This window comes from Natronococcus sp. A-GB1 (genome assembly GCF_029688845.1).
In the GTDB taxonomy this organism is placed as follows: Archaea; Halobacteriota; Halobacteria; order Halobacteriales; family Natrialbaceae; genus Natronococcus.
The window spans coordinates 1-15958 of sequence record NZ_JARUKW010000024.1; the positions used below are offsets into that span (position 1 = coordinate 1).

General features: G+C 63.7%; 13 protein-coding genes and 1 tRNA gene. 10 read left to right on the plus strand and 4 right to left on the minus strand.

The window, feature by feature from the left end:
• The coding region (locus QA600_RS20400; protein ID WP_278293767.1) for a PAC2 family protein at nt 1-225 on the plus strand (225 nt) is incomplete at its 5' end.
• Between the two features lie 455 nt (nt 226-680).
• Entirely contained in the window at nt 681-2396 is a 1716-nt protein-coding gene (locus tag QA600_RS20405) for an AMP-binding protein (RefSeq protein WP_278293768.1), read from the plus strand.
• 57 nt (nt 2397-2453) lie between these two features.
• Here the strand turns inward: QA600_RS20405 and guaB are convergent, their stop codons facing one another.
• On the minus strand, nt 2454-3953 hold the full coding sequence (gene guaB / locus QA600_RS20410; RefSeq protein WP_278293769.1) for an IMP dehydrogenase: 1500 nt from the start codon (nt 3951-3953) through the stop codon (nt 2454-2456).
• 452 nt (nt 3954-4405) lie between these two features.
• Here guaB and QA600_RS20415 point away from each other — a divergent pair, with 452 nt between their 5' ends.
• The 4 genes from QA600_RS20415 to QA600_RS20430 all read left to right on the plus strand — a co-directional run bounded on the left by QA600_RS20415 (nt 4406) and on the right by QA600_RS20430 (nt 7543).
• A complete protein-coding gene (locus tag QA600_RS20415) occupies nt 4406-5440 on the plus strand; it encodes a DUF5794 domain-containing protein (RefSeq protein WP_278293770.1) in 1035 nt (344 codons plus the stop codon).
• A 62-nt stretch (nt 5441-5502) separates the two neighbouring features.
• Nucleotides 5503-5677 (plus strand) — tRNA-Trp (locus tag QA600_RS20420).
• 517 nt (nt 5678-6194) lie between these two features.
• Complete coding sequence (locus QA600_RS20425; protein WP_278293771.1) at nt 6195-7004, plus strand: hypothetical protein; 810 nt, start codon at nt 6195-6197, stop codon at nt 7002-7004.
• Nucleotides 7005-7312: 308 nt separating this feature from the next.
• On the plus strand, nt 7313-7543 hold the full coding sequence (locus QA600_RS20430; RefSeq protein WP_005559483.1) for a hypothetical protein: 231 nt from the start codon (nt 7313-7315) through the stop codon (nt 7541-7543).
• A 107-nt stretch (nt 7544-7650) separates the two neighbouring features.
• Here QA600_RS20430 and QA600_RS20435 read toward each other — a convergent pair whose 3' ends face one another.
• A complete protein-coding gene (locus QA600_RS20435) occupies nt 7651-7872 on the minus strand; it encodes a hypothetical protein (RefSeq protein WP_278293772.1) in 222 nt (73 codons plus the stop codon).
• 138 nt (nt 7873-8010) lie between these two features.
• Here QA600_RS20435 and QA600_RS20440 point away from each other — a divergent pair, with 138 nt between their 5' ends.
• The 3 genes from QA600_RS20440 (at nt 8011) to QA600_RS20450 (ending at nt 13802) form a co-directional block, all read left to right on the plus strand.
• Nucleotides 8011-10458 carry an ATP-binding protein gene (locus QA600_RS20440; RefSeq protein ID WP_278293773.1) on the plus strand — a complete coding sequence of 816 codons (2448 nt, stop codon included), beginning with the start codon at nt 8011-8013 and terminating at the stop codon, nt 10456-10458.
• A 45-nt stretch (nt 10459-10503) separates the two neighbouring features.
• Nucleotides 10504-11283 (plus strand): enoyl-CoA hydratase-related protein, encoded by a 780-nt coding sequence (locus QA600_RS20445; protein WP_278293774.1) that lies wholly within the window; start codon nt 10504-10506, stop codon nt 11281-11283.
• 257 nt (nt 11284-11540) lie between these two features.
• The gene (locus QA600_RS20450) at nt 11541-13802 is read left to right on the plus strand and encodes a catalase (RefSeq protein ID WP_278293775.1); all 2262 of its coding nucleotides are present in this window, start codon (nt 11541-11543) and stop codon (nt 13800-13802) included.
• A 413-nt stretch (nt 13803-14215) separates the two neighbouring features.
• On the opposite strand, the gene QA600_RS20455 is transcribed toward QA600_RS20450, so the two are convergent.
• Nucleotides 14216-14665 (minus strand): hypothetical protein, encoded by a 450-nt coding sequence (locus QA600_RS20455; protein ID WP_278293776.1) that lies wholly within the window; start codon nt 14663-14665, stop codon nt 14216-14218.
• A 153-nt stretch (nt 14666-14818) separates the two neighbouring features.
• Between QA600_RS20455 and QA600_RS20460 the strand changes: the two genes are divergently transcribed.
• The gene (locus tag QA600_RS20460) at nt 14819-15550 is read left to right on the plus strand and encodes a GNAT family N-acetyltransferase (RefSeq protein WP_278293778.1); all 732 of its coding nucleotides are present in this window, start codon (nt 14819-14821) and stop codon (nt 15548-15550) included.
• Here QA600_RS20460 and QA600_RS20465 read toward each other — a convergent pair.
• Nucleotides 15514-15855: a DUF2267 domain-containing protein gene (locus QA600_RS20465; protein ID WP_278293779.1), complete on the minus strand. Its 342-nt coding sequence runs from the start codon at nt 15853-15855 to the stop codon at nt 15514-15516. The genes QA600_RS20460 and QA600_RS20465 overlap by 37 nt on opposite strands.
• Nucleotides 15856-15958 lie beyond the last annotated feature (103 nt).

Below are 15958 nucleotides of genomic sequence, written 5' to 3' on the forward strand. Positions count from 1 at the left end.
CTGGGACTGATCGTCGACTCCAGCCCGCAGTTTCCCGACCCCGAGGCGGCGAGTGTCCTGCTCGAGGAGGGGATCGCGCCGATCGCGGACGTCTCGATCGACGTCGAGGAACTCGTCGACCGGGCCGAGGAGATCCGGGAGAAGCGCGAGCAGTTCGCCCGTCAGATGCAACAGCTGAGCCAGGAGGAAAGCTCCCAGGCCCAGCCGCTGCGGATGTACCAGTAGCGACGACTCGGCTCGAGCGGGGTATCAATGCAGTATCGCGGTTTCTGTACTCGGTCTGGGCCGTGAACCTGGATCGAGTGAATCGTTACGTAGAGGGTGCCCACGTACCTTTTTCCGCCTCGGGATTCCTCACTGCGTTCGGAACCGCTCGGCGCAAAAATCTACGCTAAAAAGGCCGCTCGCTTCCCGCTGGTCGCTCGCGGGTGCTGCGCTTGTGATACTACCGCGGTGGTACCGCCTTCGCCTATACGTATCGGCCCCGAGGACCGACTGTCCACCGAAACGTGGACGGTCCCGGCCGTCCGAACACATCACCACGAGTTTGTCGGTCGTTTCATTCCGTTTGTCGGTTACGTGATACAATTCGTTAGAGTCCGAGCGATCCTCGTTCGAAGGTGACGAGACCGACCTGACGGCGGTAGTTCTTTCATGGTATCCGCTCTCGTACGACATGAATGACGTACTTCGTTACGCTCGAGGGGGAGACGTACGAGGAGGCGCGCGAATCGTTCTCGTGGGACGTCCCCGACGGGTTCAACGCGGCAGTCGACCTGGTGGGAAAACACGACGACGGCGAGCGGATCGCCCTCCATCAGGCCTTCCCCGACGGGCGACGCGAGCGCTACAGCTTCGACGACCTCGATCGGCGCTCGAGCGCCGTCGCGAACGCTCTCGAGTCGCTTGGACTGGGGTTCGGTGATCGGGTCGCGGTCGTCGTCCCCCAGAAGCCGGCGAACGTCCTGACCCACCTCGCGTGCTGGAAGCTCGGCGCGGTTTCGTTGCCGCTGTCGGTGCTGTTCGGCACCGACGCGCTACGCTACCGGCTGACTGACAGCGAGGCCCGGATCGCGGTCGTCGACGTCTCCCAGTGGGAGACGATCCGCGAGGTTGCGCCCGACTGCCCCGACCTCGAGGCCGTCCTGGTGGTCGACGGCGAGCCCGAGATCGAGGGCGGGACCGTCGGCGACGCGTCCGTCTCCCGATTCGAGACGGCGATCGACTGGCGGGACGACGATCACGAGGTCGCGGAGACAGACGTCGACACGCCCGCGATCGTCATGTACACCAGCGGGAGCACCGGGAAGCCGAAGGGGGTGCTCCACACGCACGGCGTCTGGCTGGGTCACTGTCCTGCCTTTTCGATGTACTTCGAGCGCGACCTCGAGGGCACGTACTGGACGCCCGCCGACTGGGCCTGGATCGGCGCGCTGGGGGATCTGGTCTTTCCGGCCTGGCACTACGGTCAGCCCGTCGTCGGCTTCCCGATGGGATCGTTCGATCCCGAGACCGCGTTCGAACTGCTCGCGGAGTTCGACGTCACCGGTTCCTTCCTCCCGCCGACGGCGATCCGGATGCTGATGGACGTCGACGACCCAGCCGAGCGCTACGAGCTCTCCCTGCGGGCGATCTGTTCGGGCGGCGAGCCGCTCACCCCGGAGATCCTCGAGTGGGCCGAGGCCGAACTCGAGGGGACGGTGGTCAACGAGCTGTACGGCCAGACGGAGGCCAATCTCCTGGTGACGAACTGCCGTGAGTGGTTCCCCGCGAAAGCGGGCAGCATGGGGAAACCGGTGCCCGGTCACGAGGTCGCGGTGCTCGACCCCGAGACGGGCGAGCGCGTCGGGGCGGGCGAGGTCGGCGAGATCGCAGTCCGGCGGGGCGACGACCCCGTCGTCTTCACGGAGTACTGGAACGACCCCGAGAAGACTGCGGCGGCGACCCTCGAGCGGGGAGATGGCGACGAGCAGCGTACTGGGGTGCGGTCCGAATCGGACGGGACGCCCGAGGGCCAGGCCTGGCACCTGACCGGCGACCTCGCCGAGCGCGACGCGGAGGGGTACCTCTGGTTCAAATCGCGCGACGACGACCTCATCATCACCAGCGGCTACCGGGTCGGTCCCCGCGAGGTCGAGGAGGCGATCCTCGAGCATCCGTCGGTCGCGCAGGTCGGCGTCGTCGGGGTGGCCGACGACCGTCGCGGCGAGATCATCAAGGCCGTCGTCCAGCCCGCGGCGGGGACGGCAGGGTCCGAGGCACTGCGCGAGGAGATCCGCGAGCTGGTCCGGGACCGACTGGCCGACTACGAGTATCCACGAGAAATCGAGTTTCGCGAGGAGTTACCGCAGACGACGACGGGAAAGATCAGGCGGTCGGAGCTTGAGGAAACGTAGCACGGCAGCGGTCGTACGGGTGGCTCGAGTGCGGGGCGTCGTGCCGGGAGAGTCGGGTTACTCGTTGGGCGAGTAGTTCGGCGCCTCGTCGGTGATCACGACGTCGTGGGCGTGGCTCTCTGCCTGGCCGGCCGAGGAGACCCGGACGAACTCGCTGCGTTCTTTGAACTCTGGCACCGTCGCGGCGCCGACGTAGCCCATGCCGGACTGCATGCCGCCCGCGAGCTGGTGGAGTTCGGACTTCAGGGTGCCCTTGTACGGCGTCGCGGCCTCGACGCCCTCGGGGACGTAGTCGTCTTCCTCCTCGGGCTCTTCCTTGAGGTAGCGGTCGGCGTCGCCGGATTTCATCGCGCCGACGCTCCCCATGCCGCGGTACTGCTTGTACTTCTTGCCGTTCATCGTGACGACGCGACCGGGGGCCTCGTCGGTGCCGGCGAAGTACGAGCCGAGCATAACGGCGTCGGCGCCGGCGGCGATCGCCTTGATCGCGTCGCCGGAGTAGCGGATGCCGCCGTCCGCGATGACGGGGACGCCGTGTTCGCTCGCGACGTCGGCGACCTGCGCGACGGCGGTGATCTGGGGCATGCCGGCGCCGGAGACGACTCGCGTAGTACAGATGGAACCGGGGCCGATACCGACCTTGATCCCGTCGGCGAACTCGACTAACTCCTCGGCGGCCTCCTGGGTGCCGACGTTGCCGACGACGACGTCGGCCTCGACGGATTCGCTGATTTCGCGGGCGCCCTCGATGACGTTGCGGTTGTGCGCGTGGGCGGTGTCGATAAACAGGATATCGGCGTCGGCCTCGTCGGCGGCCTCGGCGCGCTCGTGCTCGAAGGGGCTGACGGCGACGCCACAGCACAGTCGGCCATCCTCGTCGCGGACGGCCTCCTTGTACTCCCGGCGCTGGAGGATGCCCTGCATCGTCACCAGCCCCACGAGGAGGTTTTCGTCGTCGACGACGGGAACGCGCTCGATCTTGTGCTCGTACATCAGGTCGAACGCGTCTCGGGGGTCGACGTCCTCGTGAACCGTGATGACCTCGTCGGTCATCGCCTCGGTGACGAGGTCGTCCTCGTTGACCTCGAGGTGGGGCCGGATGTCCGTACTCGAGATGATTCCCAGTACTTCCCCGCGCGTGTTGACCACGGGGGCGCCGCCGACGCCCTGGCGGGCCATCTGGCCGTCGATCTCGCGGACGGTCATCTCGGGGTCAGCCGTGACGACGTCCTCGTAGGGGATGACGAGTTCGTCGGCTCGCTTGACGCGGCCGATCTCCTCGACCATCTCGTCGACGTTCATGTTCCGGTGGATGACGCCGAGGCCGCCGTGGCGGGCCATCGCGATGGCCATGCCGCTCTCGGTGACGGTGTCCATCGCGGCCGACAGAATAGGGACCGAGAGCTCCACGGAGCGAGAGACGTGCGAGGAGAGATCGGCGTCGTCGGGTTCGACGCGACTCTCCTTGGGACGGAGGAGGACGTCGTCGAACGTTAGCGCTTCCGGTACCTGGAGTTTCGAGGAGTACGGCTCGTGCTCGGGAGCGTCGTTCGCCATGTAAACTGTCCGAAAGCGTCGGCAAAAAGCGTTGCGAGACCGGGGCGGGGTTGTCAACGGCTGTCGGTGGCGGTGAGTGGTGATTCAGGCCGGCGAATCGCCACCCGGCGTGTAGAACCACACAGTCCGGGAACGTGCACCACACATTCAGATCAATTCATCTTTGTCAGGATCTGGGCGTTATTGGCTGAGATACGCCGAGTTGTGCAATCGCTTCTCACGCAACGTTTATTGACCGGCCAGTAGACCGTACGTGTATGAACGCTGTGAGTTTCAACAGCTCCCGACCCGTTGGCCAGACGAGCGCTGCCGCCGTCGCCACCAAAATTTTCGGGAACTTTACAGCTAAACTCACAGCGCGGGGCCTCTCGATGGACTGGCTCGCCACGCCCTCGTGGCACTCTCGTTCACACCACCCATCGGCCTCGGGTCACGGCCATCGATCCTAAGCGATGAGTGCATCCCAACACCCGATCGCCCTCCGGCTCGAGAGCCTGGTGGGCGGCGATACGAAGCTGTTAGCACTCGTCATGATGCTCCCGCTGATCGACGGGATCTTTCCGGCGTTGATCCTCGCGGGCGCACTCGACGACCCCCTCGGAGCCGTGCAGATCGGCCTGTTGATCTTCGGAGGCAGCGCCACCGTTGCGGTGATCCTCGCCGAGATGAGCGGAACGCCCCGTGAGCAGATCAAGATCGTCCTGCTGGTCGGCGTTCCGCTGATCCTGCTGGCGGCGGTGCAGGCCGCGCTGGCGCCGGCGATCGACACCGTGCTCAACGAGGCTGTCTTCGAGCGGTTCGCGGCGGTCGTCATCCTCGCGATCGCGGCCAAAACCGCGAGCGCGACGATCGGCGAGTACCTGCCAAGCCCCGCCGTGATCGTCGGACTGGGCCTGCTGGCGAGTCTTGAGCCCGCCGGCGCGGCGTTCATCGTCATGGACGACCCTGCACTGGTCGCGAACGCGACCCTCGCGGCAGTCGTCGGCGTCGCGTTCGCGCTGGGGGTCGCCATCAGCGGCCCGTACCTGCGCGAGTACATGGATATCGACCGGTTCCGCTTCGGCAGCGCCGTCGCGCTGGGCCTGCTGCCCCTGTCGCTTTTGGGGATGGCGTTCGGCCAGGCGCCGCTGGCGGCGCTGCTGGTCGCGGCGGTCTTCGCGATCGACATCCCGCTCGAGCGCGACGACGACTCGTCCTCGCAGTCGAACTCGAGCGAGAGCGCGCCGCGGTTCTCGAGCCCGTCGCCGTCACCCTCGCCGTCGCCCTCGGCCGAATCGGCGCCGGCGGTCGGCACCGGGCCGCTGTTCAACCCCGGCGGCGCGAGTTCGAACTCGAGTTCGGGGCTGGGGTCGTCGGCGTCGACCGACGGCGGCCAGGACCAGTCGGCCGCGGAGTCCGTCGAGGACGAGGACTCGAGTGACGATTCGCTCGAGGACGAGGACAGTCCGTTCGACGACGACGAGGAGGAACGCGCCCCCTGGCTCTGAATCGGGGGACGGAGCGCCCGAATCGAAACCACTTTAGGGTGGATCGCCCAACGTAGACTCGAGGGGTCGTGGCCAAGCCAGGCATGGCGACTGACTCCAGAGGCACCGCGCCCGGGACGACACTCCAGACTGATATACTGATCGGACACCTGATCAGTGTCCGTGTGATGACCCTCTGGAGTTCCGAGGCGCGCCGGAGATATCAGTCGATCGGGGGTTCAAATCCCTCCGACCCCATATTCTCGCGACGAACAACACCGTGAGTCGCGAGTATTGGATGAGGGGGGATTTGAATCAGGGAGCAGCTTTGCTGCGACCGTGGTTCAAATCCCTCCAACCCTCTCTGAGCATTAATCTATAGAGGCTTTCTCGAGTTCTCGGTACGTCTTACAACAATCTACTGGCGGTCGAAGCCCTTATCGATGTATTCTATTGATCACGATCGACCAGGACTGCGAGACTCCGAAACTGCGGATCAACACGATTCTTTCCGATTGAAGTCGAGTATTTCGAAAATACGTAGTAGATCACCGCCAAAGGCCTCGAGAAGAAGTCGAAGTCAGGTAAGGATCAGACACTAGCGTAAAAACCGCACTTGTACCGACCACTTTCACATAATCTCAAGCTAATCAGTAAGGAGAACAATTTTTGATTAGTGTTGATGAATACGTCACCTCGCATTAAATACGGTTAATAAGAAGAGGTCAAAACTCAATAGGAAAGCTCTTTGATCAGTGTTTCACCTGATAGAATGATGCCTGATCAGGAACTACTGTTTTCGCTTCTTCAATTCGTTGCCCTTGTTATTCCTGCAGTTGCAGTAATAATACAAATAATACAGAGGTCTAATGATAGTAGCGCTTCTGGACTTATTAGAGTACTAGAATGGGGCCTCTTATTAATATTCATAGGCGGACTAATCATAATATGGCAATTGATACTTATAGTCGATCAAATATATGTCCAAGTTGGTATTGGATTCATATTTGGATCTCTTCTTTTCGTATCATTAGCTCTCATTTGGAGGACAGCACCACTTGATATTGAACCATCTGTAGATTCGTTTAGCGACTTATGGTCTCTCTCCAAATCTGTGGTTGGAATAGTTGGTTCATTTTCTATTCCTTTCCTTATAGTGGTGGCCACATTTTACTTTTCAGACCCTTGGCTAGCTCCAATCCTTAATATTGGACCTGTTCAAGAATCAGAGGTATTAACGCCCTCTCTTGTTCTCGCAGTAATTCTATTCCCAATATCAATAAGGATTGTATTTTATTTGATTAACGTGGGGTATGTCACAAACCATTCCACGACAGACATGCTCTCCGAATCTATTGCTGCGTCAATATTGTTTGTTATAATATATCCGTCATTCATAATACCAGTATTCGTTCTAGCACAAATTATCTACTACGCTGGGAACTATGTAGTTGAAATAGATTCGGCAAGTCTCATTTTTGTATTCCCTCATTTATGGACTGCTTTCATGATACTTATAATGTTCATGACGGACTTCTGGGGAGAAAAAGAAGACGAAGGTCGAATTATGTCGGACGATGACTAATACTTTCAGAATCCAGCCTCTGAACGATTAAAATGTTCGTTATTGGGGCAAATATTAACAAATCCAATTCGCTACGTACTTGCAAATCTTGTACATCAGCGGCGCCATCTTCTGCCGCGCCTTATAGCCCTGTTTTCCGCTCGCCGACGACGAGAACTCGTCGCTGATGAACAATTTCGGTCGCTGACTGTGCTCGAGCAAAGTGCCCCCTTACTCACAAGCTCGATCTCGAGCAACACCTCCCAAAAGAACCACTCCTCGAGCATCCAACCCAAAACACTGAACACGCCCACCACCAGCAAACAGGCATGAGCTGGGACGTCGACTACGAGAACGAGGACTCGATCGCGCTGGCCCACGAGGACGGCTTCGTGCTGTTCGCCAAGCGGGGGATGGACCAAGGCGACCACACGAACTGGACCCTCGAGCTAACCGACACCGACGACGGGACCGAGTTAGTCCAGGAGACCCACCGGATCTCCAACGAGCAACACCTGTGGTCGGTGATCGAGAAGTACACGGATCTGTACCCGGCCTAGCAAGGACTCTCGAGTCCCTCAACACTCTCGAGTCCCTCAACACTCTCGAGTCCCTCAACACTCTCGAGCCCACCTTCACTCCCTCGAGCACACTGCCTCCCCGAGAATCAGTCCGCGTCGACGGAGACGCGCTCGACGTTCGTCGACCCGCAGCGGGAACAGCACTGCTCGGCCGACTCGGTCAGGATGGAGCCACAGTCCTTGCAGGTCCCGCGGGCCGTGTCGCCGATCCGTGCTCCACAGAGCGAACAGACCCGTCTGGTTCCTCGGAACTGGGCGCCACAGTCCCGACACGCGTAGACGCTTTTCATGACTGACTGCAGTGACATTCGGTGTCTCGACACAAGGGCGTTTCGTCCGCCCCATTCACTCGTTCAACACAGTTTTTATTTCCTAATATTTCAAACGTGATAGAGGGCTGAAAATTGCAGAGAGTTTATGCTTGGCGCGATAGAATTACTGCTGAGATGGCGCCATCAACTCGTCGGGGGAACGAAACGACGACCGACGACTCGAGTCGGTACGAGGCGGTCGCCGACCTCGCACAGCGTGCCCTCGCGGACGACGACCTCGAGACGATCCTGCAGGAGACGACGGGTGCCGTCGCCACCGTGATCGACGCTCGATCGCTGGCGGTCCTCGAGCGGCTTCCGGGGGGGAGCCGCGCGACGATCCGCAGCCACGTCGGCCGCCACCCGGCGGGAGACGAGGCCGGAACGGTTCCCGCGACGCCCGAGAGCTGGGTGGGGATGGTACTCGAGCGAGGAGTCGTTGCCGTCGACGACCACCGAACGAGCGACGTCGACCCCCCAACGAAACGCGAGCCGGGAAGCAGCGTCGGGATCCGAATCGACGCCGACGGCGAGGCCTGGGGCGTTCTCGAGGCCCACGCAACTAACCCTGGGGCGTTCGGCGACGCGGACGTCGCCTTCCTCGAGCGTATCGCCGACGTGCTCGAGACCGCACTCGAGGCGGACGCGAGGCGACGGCAGCCGGACGCCGACTCGAGGATCGAGGACGGACGGGTCCTCCGCGCGGTCGAGACCGCACGGGAGGGGATCGGCGTCCTCGAGTCCGGCGGCGAGTTCGCGTACGTCAACGAGGCCTACGCCGAGCTGTACGGCTACGAGCCCGCGGCGATGTGCGGGATGCACTGGGAGGAGGTCCACCCGCCGGGGATGATCAGGCGGATCTACCGAAAGGTGTTCCCGCAGCTCTCGACGACCGGCGTCTGGGCCGGGCAGACGGTCGGACTGCAAAGCGATGGAACGCGATTCCTCAAGGAACACAGCCTCTCCTCGACGGCCGACGGCGGGATGGTGTCGATCGTCCGGGACGTGGTCGAGCGCCGACGACTCGAGTCCGAGTTCGAGGAGATCTACAGCCGGATCACCGACGCGGTGATCGGGCTCGACGTCGACTGGACGTTCACCCACGTCAACGACCGCGCCGCGGAGCTGATCGGAATCGAGGACCGGGAGCTGCTGGGCCACTCGTTCTGGACGGTGTTTCCCGACGTCGACGAGACGTTCGAGACGGAGTTTCGAACCGCGATGGAGAGCCAGGAGCCGACCTCCTTCGAGGAGTACGTACCCGCCCTCGAGTCGTGGCTCGAGGTCAGCGTCTACCCCTCCGAGACGGGACTCTCGATCTACCTCCGGGATATCACCGACCGCAAGACCGCCGAGCGCGAGCTTCGGGAGAGCAACTGGGCGCTCCGGCGGCTGTACGAGATCACCGCCGATCCGGAGCGATCGTTCGAGGAGAAGGTCACCGAGCTGCTCGAGCTCGGTCGCGAACGGCTCGGCCTCGGGGTCGGGTTCGTCGCCAGCGTCGACACCGAGGCGAATCAGTTCGAGGTCGTCCACGCTACGGCGGACGACCGGGTTCGACCGGGGAAGACGGCGCCGCTGTCGGAGACCTACTGCCGGCAGACGATCGAGACGATGGAGCCGTTCGTCCTCACCGACGCGCCCGCCCAGAGCTGGGACGACGACCGAGCCTACGAGCGGTGGGGGTTCGACACCTACGTCGGCTGCGAGATCCCGGCGAGCGACGGCACCCGGACGGTCTGTTTCGCCGCCGCCGACGCCCGATCGGAGCCGCTGACGCCGGCCGAGCGAGGGTTCGTCGAGCTCGCGGCCCAGTGGCTCAGCTACGAACTCGAGCGCCGCCACCACCAGTCCGAACTCGAGGAGCTCGTCGGCGAGCTCGAGGCCTCGAACGAGCGCCTGGAGCAGTTCGCCTACGCCGCCAGTCACGACCTCCAGGAGCCCCTGCGGATGGTCACGAGCTACCTGCGGCTGATCGAGGACCGCTACGGCGACGAGCTCGACGCCGACGGCGAGGAGTTCCTCGAGTACGCCGTCGACGGCGCCGACCGCATGCGAGAGATGATCGAGGGGCTGCTCGAGTACTCCCGGGTCGACACCCGCGGGGACTCGTTCGAGACCGTCGACCTCGAGTGCGTTCTCGAGGCGGTCCGATCCGATATCCGTGTCCAGATCGCGGAGTCAGACGCCGAGATCACCGCCTCGCCGCTGCCCCGAGTTCGGGGTGATTCCGGGCAGCTGCGCCAGCTCTTCCAGAACCTCCTGAGCAACGCGATCAAGTACAGCGGCGACGACCCGCCCAGAATCGACGTCTCGGCCGAGCGCTCACGGGCCGACGGCTACTGGCAGGTCGCCGTTCGCGACGAGGGTGTCGGGATCGATCCCGAGGAGAGCGAGCGGATTTTCGACGTGTTCCAGCGCCTGCACGGCCACGACGAGCCGGGAGCCGGGATCGGGCTCGCGCTCTGTCAGCGGATCGTCAAGCGCCACGGCGGCGAGATCCGGGTTGACTCCGAGCCGGGCGAGGGGTCGACGTTTACCGTGACGCTACCACCCGCCGGGAACGCGACGGCCGAACCGTAGCCGTCTGTCGCCGGGTTTTTATTACGGTTCGTCGAACCCGAGGCTATGAGCCGAGATACCGTTCGACTCAGCTGGAACGAGGACGAGACCGTCGCGACGCTGACCGTCGATCGCCCCGATGCTCTCAACGCCCTGAACGTCGAGACCCTCGAGGGGCTCGGCGATGCTATCGACGAGGCCGAAAACGAGGGTGCGCGCGCGCTCGTCCTGACGGGGGCCGGCAACGACGCGTTCATCGCCGGTGCCGACATCAGCTACATGCAGGACCTCTCGAGCCCGGAGGCCCAGGCCTGGGGTGAGCTCGGCCACTCGGTCGCCGACGCCCTCGAGACGTTCCCGGCGCCGACGATCGCGGCGGTCAACGGCTACGCCTTCGGCGGGGGCTGCGAGATGGCGCTGGCCTGTGACCTACGTGTCGCGAGCGAGTCGGCGCTGATCGGCAACACGGAGATCGACCTCGGAATCATCCCGGGCTGGGGCGGCACCCAGCGTCTACCACAGCTGGTCGGCGACGAGGCGGCGCGGCGACTGATCTTCCTCGGCGAGCGACTCGACGCCGAGAGCGCGGCCGAACTCGGTCTCGTCGGCGAGGTCGTCGACGACGACGAACTCGAGTCGACCGTGGCCGAACTGGCCGAGCGCCTCGCGGCGAAACCCGCCGACGCCATGCTGGCCGCCAAGCAGTCCGTCAACCAGTTCGGCGGCGGGTCGCGCTCGAGCGGGCTGGCCTACGAACAACGCGCGTTCGCGAGCCTCTTCGGCACGCCCGACCAGCGCGAGGGGATGGCGGCGTTCCTCGAGGACCGGGAGCCGGAGTTCGAGTAACGCGACGTCGCCCGGAGTCGTCGAACCGACACCCCGTGGGACGATTTTGCCGTTCTCCGGACCCGGGCGACACAGCGTCGCTTCTCGCAGCCTCGAGAGCCTTCCTTTTCGGATGCGGGTTGGGTTGCAAGCACATGACGGGATGAGCGTTAGGGACCGCATCGTCGAACGCGGCCGTGTACGCTATCACCTCGAGAGGCGGAAAACGCCGCCCGAAGTCCCCGCCTCCTCGGAGAGTATGCGCACTTCATCCACCGATGACAGCCGACAATCCATCCGACACCGACCGAGCGGCGGATCGAGCCGAGAAGACGACGGACGATGCGACCGCGAACCCGACTCGAGCCGACGGCTCGGGATCACCGGGAACGAGCGACGACGCCGGCGGCGAGGTAGACGAGAACAGCAAACACGAACAGCTCGAGGAGGTCCGGGAGAACCCCGAGGGCGAGCACCTGACGAGCGACCACGGCGTCAAGATCAGTGACACCGACAACTCCCTGAAGGCGGGCGAGCGCGGGCCGACGATCATGGAGGACTTCCACTTCCGGGAGAAGATGACCCAGTTCGACCACGAGTCGATCCCGGAACGGGTCGTCCACGCCCGCGGAACGGGTGCCCACGGCTACTTCCAGCCCTACGGGGATCCCGACCTCGGTGAATACGACGACATCTCCGAACTGACGAAGGCGGGCCTCTTCCAGGATCCCGACCAGAAGACGCCCGTCTTTACGCGGTTCTCGACGGTCGTCGGCTCGCGCGGCTCGTCCGACACCGTCCGGGACGTCCGCGGGTTCGCGACGAAGTTCTACACCGAGGAGGGCAACTGGGACCTCGTCGGGAACAACATGCCGCCCTTCTTCATCCAGGACGCGATGGAGTTCCCCGACCTGGTCCACGCGATCAAGCCCGAGCCTGATAACGGCATTCCCCAGGCGTCGGCGGCCCACGACACGTTCTGGGACTTCGCCTCGCTGAAACCCGAGACGACCCACATGCTCATGTGGGTGCTCTCGGGGCGGGCGCTGCCGCGAGCCTACCGCATGATGCAGGGCTTCGGCGTCCACACCTTCCGGCTGGTCAACGACGACGGCGAGTCGGTGTTCGTCAAGTTCCACTGGACGCCCAAGCTCGGCACCCACCAGCTCGTCTGGGACGAGACGACGAAGCTCTGGGGCAAGAGCTCCGATTTCAACCGAAAGGGGCTCTACGACGTCATTGAGGAGGGGTACGACCCCGAGTGGGAACTCGGCATCCAGATCTTCGACGAGGAGCAGGCCGAGGAGTTCGACTTCGACGTCCTCGACCCGACGAAGATCGTCCCCGAGACCGAGGTCCCGGTCCGGCCGATCGGGAAGATGGTCCTGAACGAAACCCCCGACAACTTCTTCGCGGAGGTCGAGCAGGTCGCGTTCCACCCCGGCAACGTCGTCCCGGGGATCGACTTCTCGAACGACCCGCTCTTGCAGGGGCGGCTGTTCTCCTACCAGGACACCCAGCTCAACCGCTTCGGCGGCGCCAACTGGGACGAGATCCCGATCAACCGGCCGATCGCCGAGCGACACAACAACCAGCGCGCCGGCTTCATGCGCCAGGAGATCAACGAGGGCAAGGTCTCCTACAAGCCGAACTCGATCGGCGACGACGACCCCCAGGAGGCCTCTGCAGAGGAGGGCGGCTACGAACACTACGCCGAGAAGGTCGACGGGCAGAAGATCCGCAACCGCAGCGACAGCTTCGAGGACCACTTCACGCAGGCACGGCTGTTCTGGAACTCCATGTCCGAACCGGAGAAACAGAACATCGTCGAGGCCGCCCACTTCGAACTCGGCAACGTCGAACGCGTGGAGATCCGCGAGCGGATGGTCTACGACCTCTTCAACAACGTCGACCACGAGTTCGCCACACGCGTCGCCGAGGGGATCGGCATCGAACCGCCCGAGGAGCCCGGTGACCAGATGCCGACCCACGATCGGGAGGATCCCTCCCTGAGCATGGAAAACCGGACCCCCGATACGATTGAAACCCGCAAGATCGCGATGCTGATCGACGACGGGTTCGACGACGAACACGTCGAGACACTCCGATCGGCACTCGAGGAGGAGGGCGCTCGAGTCAAGGTCATCTCGAAGGTCCTCGGCGAGAAGTCCGGCGCCGACGGCGAGACGGTCGAGCCGGACAAACACCACGTCGCGGCGGCCTCCGTCTCGTTCGACGCGGTCGTGATCCCCGGCGGGGAGGAGAGCGTCGACGCCATGCGCGGACAGGGCGACCCGAAACACTTCGTCGCGGAGGCGTTCAAACACTACAAGCCGATCGCCGCGGTCGGCGAGGGAACGGCGCTGTTCGAGGATGTCGACCTGCCGGACACCGAGATCGCCGGCGAGGACGAACTCGTCTCGGACGCCGGTGTCGTCACCTGCCGCAGCGACGACATCGAGTCGTTCGCCGAGACGTTCGTCGACGCGATCGCCCAGCACCGCCACTGGGACCGCAATCCGGAGAAAGTTCCGGCCTGAGACGTCGCGGGGCCCAGCGTCGCGACATCATCCGGCCGACACCCCTGGATCGTCGGAGCGAACGCTGACCGATTCGCGGCAGTCACCACGAGTGACAAGTTACGAACTCGCTCGTCGGCCTTTTGTAGGTATCGTCGCAATACGTGCGATTATAATTGAAAGAACGCCCACTCGGCTCTCCGATTCGAACGGATATCGCACCAATACGTAGGTTTAATAACCGATAGGTGGGAAAACGAACGTCGGCGTCGACGCCGACCGACAGCGCACTCGGCAGCGAGTGCCGGTGGATGACTCATGCTCAACTCGCCGTCGGCGATCACTCGTGGCTGTGTGATCGCGTTGTCGCGCGACCGGGCCGCGGCTCCGCTCCGGCCAGGCCCGTCATCGCTTGCTGAGTACTCCTCGAGCGGTCACTTCGTCCGAGAGCTCCGCGGATCATACTCCTCGAGGGACTCCCGGAGCGCCCGGTGGGCGTGAAAGGCGACCGAGAAGTCCTGCGGACTGGGGATCGTACAGGCCAACCAGCCGACGGTCGCCGCGGTAACGACGGTCGGTCCCTCGGTCGCGTACCCCGTCGCGGTGAGGCCGAGCGCCGGCAGGGCGAGCGCCAGCGGCGCGAGCGCTGCGATCCGGAGAACCCATGGCGACTCCGTTCCGGTCGGTCGCGGCTGGACGACCGCCCAGGGTCGACTTCGGAGGAGGCCGACGATACCACGCTCGCGGTTCGGGAGATACGAGATCGTGTAGTCGACCGCGCCGAACCGGAGGACGAACGCGTGGGACCACTCGTGGGCGACCAGTCCGACCGCGACCGTCACTGCAAGCACGCTACAGGCGACGAGAAGTTCCACCCAAACCATCGTCACCTATCGCGGACGGGACGTCCCTCGGACGGTCGGATCGGCGGTTGTCTCGCTCGTTTCTTGTCCAGAGTCGTGCTTCGAATCCATCTGTCGACGTACTGCGTAGCAGGCCTGCCAACTGTTAAGTGTTTTGGGGTGGTTACCCATACCATGGTACTCAGTGAACCCCTCGAGTTCGGACACGACGACCGGAAGCGGATCTACGAGTACGTCGAGCGCCACGGAGCCGTCGATCCCCTCGAGGCGCAAGAAGAACTCGGGATCGAGCCGGGCGGCTTCCGCCACCACGTCGCGATCCTGAAGCGGGACGGCCGACTCGAGGAGAAAGACGGCACCCTCCGGGTGACGATCGACGCCGGCGCCGAGGAGGAGTACCGCTCCGAAGAGCTCGAGTTCCACATCCGACCGGCCAGACAGGAGGATCTTGCCGGGATCGTCGGGGCGATCCGGCAGGTCGCCGAGGAGCGAACGTACATCGAGGCCGAGAGCGTCGCGGACGAGGTCGACCACGAGGAGGCGCTGCTCAGGCACAACGAACTGGAGTCCCGGATGTTCTTCGTCGCGACCGTCGACGACGACGTGGTCGGCTGGGTCCACCTCCACGCCCCGGAACTCGAGAAACTGAGCCACACCGCTGAACTCACCGTCGGCGTCCTCGACGGCTACCACGGCCACGGCATCGGCTCACACTTGCTGGCTCGCGGCCTCGAGTGGGCGGGAACGAACGGCTACGAGAAGGTCTATCAGAGCATCCCCTCGACCAACGAGGACGCGATCGCGTTCCTCGAGGCCCACGACTGGGAGACCGAGGCGGTCCGCGAGAACCACTACAAGCTCAACGGCCACTACGCCGACGAGGTGATGATGGCCGTCGAGCTCTGAGAACGACGAACCGGTCGGTCCCGATCAGGCCGGGCTGCCGTCGCTTTCGGCGAGTTCGAAGGATCGTCGTACCCCTCGTCGGTCGGGAGCTGGGTTCTCACGTCCTCGAGTGCGTCGCCGGTGACGCCCTCCTCGAGGAACCGGGCGAGCTCGTCGGGGAGCCGTGCGCCTACGTTCTCGGCCTGGCCGGGACCGACGCGCTCGGAGAGTGTCGTCAGCGTCGCTCGAGAGACGCTCAGTGCGGCTTCACGGGAGTCGAGCTGTGTCCGCTGCTGGCTCCCGCTGGTGAAGTCGTCGTACTGCATATCCGCGGGTTGACTGGCCGTCACAAAGAGCCTGCAGCATTCAGTTGGGTGGCCCGAGCCGCCGGAGGGCTGGAATCGAAAGACAGTTTGAACGGACGGTGCT

Coding starts and splice junctions, on each gene's coding strand:
- QA600_RS20405 (WP_278293768.1), top strand. CDS start 681: ATGACGTACTTCGTTACGCTCGAGGGGGAGACGTACGAGGAGGCGCGC.
- guaB (WP_278293769.1), bottom strand. CDS start 3,953: ATGGCGAACGACGCTCCCGAGCACGAGCCGTACTCCTCGAAACTCCAG.
- QA600_RS20415 (WP_278293770.1), top strand. CDS start 4,406: ATGAGTGCATCCCAACACCCGATCGCCCTCCGGCTCGAGAGCCTGGTG.
- QA600_RS20425 (WP_278293771.1), top strand. CDS start 6,195: ATGCCTGATCAGGAACTACTGTTTTCGCTTCTTCAATTCGTTGCCCTT.
- QA600_RS20430 (WP_005559483.1), top strand. CDS start 7,313: ATGAGCTGGGACGTCGACTACGAGAACGAGGACTCGATCGCGCTGGCC.
- QA600_RS20435 (WP_278293772.1), bottom strand. CDS start 7,872: ATGTCACTGCAGTCAGTCATGAAAAGCGTCTACGCGTGTCGGGACTGT.
- QA600_RS20440 (WP_278293773.1), top strand. CDS start 8,011: ATGGCGCCATCAACTCGTCGGGGGAACGAAACGACGACCGACGACTCG.
- QA600_RS20445 (WP_278293774.1), top strand. CDS start 10,504: ATGAGCCGAGATACCGTTCGACTCAGCTGGAACGAGGACGAGACCGTC.
- QA600_RS20450 (WP_278293775.1), top strand. CDS start 11,541: ATGACAGCCGACAATCCATCCGACACCGACCGAGCGGCGGATCGAGCC.
- QA600_RS20455 (WP_278293776.1), bottom strand. CDS start 14,665: ATGGTTTGGGTGGAACTTCTCGTCGCCTGTAGCGTGCTTGCAGTGACG.
- QA600_RS20460 (WP_278293778.1), top strand. CDS start 14,819: ATGGTACTCAGTGAACCCCTCGAGTTCGGACACGACGACCGGAAGCGG.
- QA600_RS20465 (WP_278293779.1), bottom strand. CDS start 15,855: ATGCAGTACGACGACTTCACCAGCGGGAGCCAGCAGCGGACACAGCTC.